This is a genomic window from Methyloceanibacter marginalis (assembly GCF_001723295.1).
GTDB classification, from domain to species: domain Bacteria; phylum Pseudomonadota; class Alphaproteobacteria; order Rhizobiales; family Methyloligellaceae; genus Methyloceanibacter; species Methyloceanibacter marginalis.
This window is the reverse complement of record NZ_LPWD01000302.1, coordinates 1-5525: the sequence shown is the minus strand read 5'-3', so window position 1 is coordinate 5525 and position 5525 is coordinate 1. Positions and strand designations below refer to the sequence as shown.

The following is a 5525-nucleotide window of genomic DNA, read 5'->3' as shown; positions in this document are numbered from 1 at the left end:
GAGTCGCGGCGGCCGACGCGCGCGCGAAAGCCCGACCGCCGTCAATCGCTTCGCCGTGACCAAGCCCCTGAGCTGGTTTCGCCGCAACGTCATCACCCAAGTGCCGTGGCCCTATCCCGGCATGATGCGTCTCGTCTATCCGGGCTTCCTTCAGCTCTCGGGCTTCATGGGCATGAATATAGACCGGCACCTGCATGCCCACCGCGATCTGTTCCACAATCTGATTCGCGGCGATGGCGACTCCGCCGACAAGCACCGGGAATTCTACGATGAGTTCCTGGCGGTGATGGATCTCACGGGCGAGTACTATCTCCAGACCATCGAGACCGTGTTCCTGGAGCACAGGCTCCCCAAGGGCGAAATGCACCACCGGGGCACGCCTGTGGACCCCTCCAAGGTCCATCGGGTGGCGCTGATGACGGTCGAGGGCGAGAAGGACGATATCTCCGGGATCGGCCAGACCAAGGCTGCCCAAACATTGTGCAAAAACCTCCCCGAAGGCATGCGCGAGCACCATTTGCAGCCTGACGTGGGCCACTACGGCGTTTTTAATGGTTCGCGCTTCCGGGGCGAAATTTTGCCGAAAATCCGGGGTTTTATCAGAGCCCACCAGCGCCCTAGAAGCGTGCTCAAGCGCGCTTTGGCCCGGGTTGCCTAAACCACAGGCGAGCGTTCCCGCAAACCCCTGTGCTACGTTGGGTTCCTCAGATTCGGTGGCCAACCAAGTGTAGCAGTAGGGAGCTTGGCATGCTGAAGCGGCTCAACCTCGGGCGGGGCGAGACCATAGAAGTCAAAATCAGGGGCTTGGACATCCCCATGCTGCTCCGGCGGAGCGTCCGTGCGCGCCGCTTCAGTCTTCAGGTCAGCGAAGCCCGCCGGGGCGCCGTTCTGACCATGCCGGCCTATTCGAGCTTCGCCGAGGCGGACGAGTTTCTCTCGCGACATTTGGACTGGCTGAAGGAGCGCGTCGCGGGCCTGCCTGAGCCTGTTCCCTTCACCGAAGGCGCGATCATTCCCTTGCGCGGCCTGGCTCATGTCCTGCGCTTCGAAGGCTCCGTGCGCCGCCGTGGCGTGGTGTGGGTCGAGGAGCCCGAAGACGCGAAGATCGCTCCGGCCTGGCCGGCCGGCGCACGCGTGGCCAAGAGGCGCCTGCCGCGTCTCCATGTTTCCGGCGAGGAGGAGCACGCACCGCGCCGCCTGCTCGATTGGCTGAAACGCCAAGCCCATTTCGACCTCAAGCTGCGGGTGGACCTGCATGCGAAGCGCCTGAACCTGAAGCCGAAGCGCATCTTCGTCCGCGATCAGACCACGCGCTGGGGCTCATGTTCCACGTCCGGCGCCCTCTCCTTCTCCTGGCGGCTGGTGCTGGCGCCGCCCTTCGTGCTCGACTATCTGGCGGCGCATGAGGTGGCTCACCTCGGCCATATGAACCACGGCCCGCGCTTCTGGGCCCTGGTGGCGCGCACCATGCCGCGGCACGAGGAGGCGCGAAACTGGCTGCACAAGCACGGCTCCAGCCTGCATGCCTATGGGGCCGAAGGCCTGTCCCAGCCCTCGCAAGGCGTGTCGCCCACCGCCAGCATCGAATAGGTCAGAGAAACTAGCCGCCGCCGAAAAAGCCGAAGACGCGCTGATAGAACGGCCGGTCTTGGCTGGTGCTCTTGATGGTGTCGGCTTGGGCGCCGAAGGGCAGCCGGGCGGCGATGGCGTCTTGGCTGGATCTCGGCCCACGCGTGCCAGGCAGCGGCAACGGCGCCTTGTCCTGATGCGCATAGAGCATGATGTCGTGCCAGAGCGATGCCGGCAGCGTGCCGCCCGTGACTTTTTTCATGCGCGTGTTGTCGTCATTGCCGATCCACACGCCGGCCACGTAATGGGCCGTGTAGCCCACGAACCAGGCATCGCGCGAGTTCTGGGTCGTGCCGGTCTTGCCGCCGGCCACGTGGCCGGGAATCGCCGCGCGCTTGCCGGTGCCGCGCACCATCGCCGAATTCAGCATGTCGTTCATGGCGCCCACGTTGTGGAGCGCCACCACCTGGCCGGTGGCCGATTTGCGCCGCTGATACAGCACCTTGCCGTCACCGTTGCGGATGCGGGTAATCACATGGGGCAAGACGCGCATGCCCCCATTGGCAAATGGAGCATAGGCGCCCGCGAGTTCCAGCAGCGTCACTTCGCCGGTGCCGAGCGCGATCGAGGGCTGGGCATGCAACTCGGAACCGATGCCGAGGCGCTGCGCCGTCTGCATCACGCGCTGAGGCCCCACCTGCGACGTCAGCTTGACGGCCACGGTGTTGAGCGAATGGGCCATGGCGTAGCGGAGCGAGACGTTGCCCTTGTAGTCGTTCGTGTAGTTCTTGGGCTGCCAGCCGCCGATATTGACCGGCCCGTCATAGGCGATCGAATCCGGCGAGTAGCCCGCTTCCAGCGCCGTCAGATAGACGAACGGCTTGAAGGCCGAACCCGGCTGGCGGCGGGCCTTCAGCGCCCGGTCGTAAGGGCTGGCTTTGTAGGAGCGGCCGCCGACCAAGGCCTTCACCGCGCCGGTCGCGGGGTCGAGCACCACCACGGCGCCTTCGCCCGCGTGCAGCGCGCGGCCTTCGCCGTCGAGCAGCTTGCGGAGCTGCTCTTGGCTGGCGCGCTGGAGCCGCGCATCGATCGTCGTGTCGACGATCAGCGCGCCGTCATGCTCGCCCACATATTCCGGCAGGAGCTCCGCCACCCAGTCGACCGCGTAAGGATAGCCGGTATCGTCGCCCTTGGCGCGGAGCTCCAAGGGCTCGTGTCCCGCGGCGCTTGCTTGCTTCTCGGTGAGGAAACCCGCATCCACCATGTTGTCGAGCACGACCTCGGCCCGGGCGCTGGCCGCCTTGACGCTGCGTGTCGGCGCGTAGCGCGACGGCGCCTTCAGAAGACCTGCGAGCATCGCCGACTGGGGCAGGGAGACGTCGCGCGCCGACCTGCCGAAATAATGCCTGGCCGCCGCCTCCACGCCGTACGTGCCGCCGCCGAAATAGACCCGGTTGAGATAGAGCTCGAGGATCTCGTCCTTGGTGAAGCGCTGCTCCAGCCACACCGAGTAGATCAGCTCTTCGAGCTTGCGGACCATCGTGCGCTCAGGTCTGAGGAAGAGGTTCTTGGCGAGCTGCTGGGTGATGGTCGAGCCCCCCTCGACCACGGTGCCGGCGGTGAGATTGCGGTAGCTGGCGCGCGCAAGGCCCAAAGGATCGATGCCGAAATGCGAATAGAACCGCCGGTCCTCCGTCGCCATCACCGCCTTGATGAGATGGTCGGGCAGCACGTCGACGCGAATATGGCCCCGGCGCAAGCCCCGCTCGGCGAGCACCGCGCCATCGGCGGCGACAATGGTGACATTGGGCGGCCGGTTGTCGAGCGTGGCGAGCAGCGGGTCCGGCACCCGCGAGATGAAATAAACGACCGCGCCGCCGAGCACGATCGTGCCCCAGATCGCGGCCAGCATGCCGAAGCGCAAGGCCTTGAAGACGTAAGGATGGCGCCGGGCGGCGCGCTTGAGGCGCATCCAGGCGCTCGCGCGCTTTCGTTGCGGGCGGCGCTTTGACGGCGGCCTGCGCCGCGAAAGCGTCTTTGGCGCCACGCGCCGGCGGCCTGCGCCTTGAGGTTTGGGCCTGCGCTTGGCGCCGCTCATGTCAACTCACGCTTAGAAAACATACGGAAAACGACACTCGCCGCCGAAAGGAGAGAATCGCAAGGCTCTCAGCGTGGAAACCTTAAGGGCCGCGCCTTGCCATGGCGTTAAGGATGTGGCGCCCGACGGCTAAACGTCCAGATTGGCGACCTGTAGCGCGTTGTCCTGGATGAACTCGCGCCGGGGCTCGACCACGTCGCCCATCAGCCGCGAGAAGATGTCGTCGGCGTCCTCGCCTTCCTTGATCTTCACTTGCAAGATGGTGCGGCTCTCCACATCGAGCGTGGTCGCCCACAGCTGGTCGGGGTTCATCTCTCCGAGGCCCTTGTAGCGCTGGAGCGATAGCCCTTCTGGCCGGTCTCCATCACCGCGCTCAACAGGTCGGACGGGCCGTAGACGAACAGGCGCGTCTCCTTGCGCTTCAAGGTGGCCGGCTTGGCATAGACCTCTTGCAGATGCCCCGCATACTGGTCGAGCTTGAGCGCGTCGGCGGAGGCGATGAACGGCCCGTCGATCAGATGGGATTCCATCACGCCGCGCAGCTCCCGCCAGAAGCGAAGCCCGCCCTCGGGCAACGCCTCGCCGTGCCAGCCCTGCTCGGTCTCCTCCGACAGCACGTCGAGCCGCCGCGCGATATAGGCGGCCGCCTCTTGCGCTTCCTCGGCGTCTTTGAGGAATTTCGGGGCAAGCGCCCCGGCGATGGCCGCTTGCTCGATGATGAAGCGCGGGTAGCGGTTGTGCAGACCACTCAGGATGCTCGTGATCTTGCGCGCCTGATTGACGATGTCGCGCAAATCCCCGCCGGCCCGCGCGGCGTTGTCGCCTGTCAGGAGCACGGCGTCTTCGAGCCCCTCGCCGATCAGATAGTCCTGGAGGCTTGTCTCGTCCTTGAGATAGCGCTCCTGGTTGCCGCGCTTCACCTTGTAGAGCGGAGGCTGGGCGATGAAGAGATGACCCGCCTCGATGATCGGCAGCATCTGCCGGTAGAAGAAGGTGAGCAGCAGCGTGCGGATATGCGAGCCGTCCACGTCCGCGTCCGTCATGATGATGATCTTGTGGTAGCGGAGCTTCCCCACGTCGAACTCATCGCCGATGCCCGTGCCGAGCGCGGTGATGAGCGTCCCGATTTCCTGGCTCGACAGCATCTTGTCGATGCGCGCGCGCTCCACGTTGAGGATCTTGCCGCGCAGAGGCAGCACGGCCTGCGTCGCGCGGTCGCGCGCCTGCTTGGCGGAGCTCCGGCGGAATCGCCCTCGACAATGAAGATTTCGGTGCCTTCGGCGCCGGTCGAGGCACAATCGGCGAGCTTGCCGGGCAGGCGCAAGCGCCGTGTCGCCGTCTGCCGCCCGACTTCTTTCTCTTTGCGCCGCCTCAGGCGCTCCTCGGAACGATCCACCACCCAGTCGAGCAGGCGGCTCGCCTGATTGGGATGGCCGGTCAGCCAATGATCGAAGGAATCGCGCACGGTGTTCTCGACGATGCGCGCCGCTTCCTGCGTTGCCAGCCGGTCTTTGGTCTGGCCCTGAAATTCAGGTTCGCGGATGAACACCGACAGCATGGCGGCGGCCGTGCCGAGCACGTCATCGGCGGTGATCTGTGACACGCGTTTGACCCCGGCGAGTTCGCCATAGGCGCGCAAGCCCTTGGTCAGCGCCGCGCGCAAGCCCGCCTCGTGCGTGCCGCCGTCCGGTGTCGGCACGGTGTTGCAGTAGGAGTTCAAGAATCCGTCGGCATTGACCCAGGCAATCGCCCACTCGACCGAACCATGCCCTTCTGATTTCTCGACACGTCCGGCAAACATGTCGTTGGTGACGGTGGTCAGACCTTCGATGCGGTCGGCGAGGAAGTCTTTCAGACC

General features: G+C 65.5%; 4 protein-coding genes and 2 pseudogenes. 2 read left to right on the top strand and 4 right to left on the bottom strand.

Annotation, left to right across the window (positions count from 1 at the left end; genetic code table 11):
* Together phaZ and AUC71_RS11295 are read left to right on the top strand one after the other, a co-directional pair.
* On the top strand, positions 1-658 hold a 658-nt coding region (phaZ, locus tag AUC71_RS11300; protein WP_141701628.1), incomplete at its 5' end, for a polyhydroxyalkanoate depolymerase.
* Between the two features lie 89 nt (positions 659-747).
* Positions 748-1590, top strand: a complete 843-nt coding sequence (locus tag AUC71_RS11295) for a M48 family metallopeptidase (RefSeq protein WP_069624348.1) — start codon at positions 748-750, stop codon at positions 1588-1590.
* A 10-nt stretch (positions 1591-1600) separates the two neighbouring features.
* On the opposite strand, the gene AUC71_RS11290 is transcribed toward AUC71_RS11295, so the two are convergent.
* The 4 genes and pseudogenes from AUC71_RS11290 to AUC71_RS21250 all read right to left on the bottom strand — a co-directional run.
* Positions 1601-3667: a transglycosylase domain-containing protein gene (locus AUC71_RS11290; RefSeq protein WP_069624347.1), complete on the bottom strand. Its 2067-nt coding sequence runs from the start codon at positions 3665-3667 to the stop codon at positions 1601-1603.
* Positions 3668-3796: 129 nt separating this feature from the next.
* Positions 3797-3979, bottom strand: a complete 183-nt coding sequence (locus AUC71_RS11285; RefSeq protein WP_069624346.1) for a hypothetical protein — start codon at positions 3977-3979, stop codon at positions 3797-3799.
* Positions 3976-4416: pseudogene (locus AUC71_RS21255) on the bottom strand (DNA gyrase subunit B); the annotation flags it as partial. The gene AUC71_RS11285 and the pseudogene AUC71_RS21255, both read right to left, overlap by 4 nt.
* A 111-nt stretch (positions 4417-4527) precedes the next feature.
* Positions 4528-5525 (bottom strand): annotated as a pseudogene (locus AUC71_RS21250) (toprim domain-containing protein); the annotation flags it as partial.

Bases quoted from the DNA above. Each gene is read 5' to 3' on its own strand.
- AUC71_RS11290 (WP_069624347.1), bottom strand. From the start codon at position 3,667: ATGAGCGGCGCCAAGCGCAGGCCCAAACCTCAAGGCGCAGGCCGCCGG.
- AUC71_RS11295 (WP_069624348.1), top strand. From the start codon at position 748: ATGCTGAAGCGGCTCAACCTCGGGCGGGGCGAGACCATAGAAGTCAAA.
- AUC71_RS11285 (WP_069624346.1), bottom strand. From the start codon at position 3,979: ATGAACCCCGACCAGCTGTGGGCGACCACGCTCGATGTGGAGAGCCGC.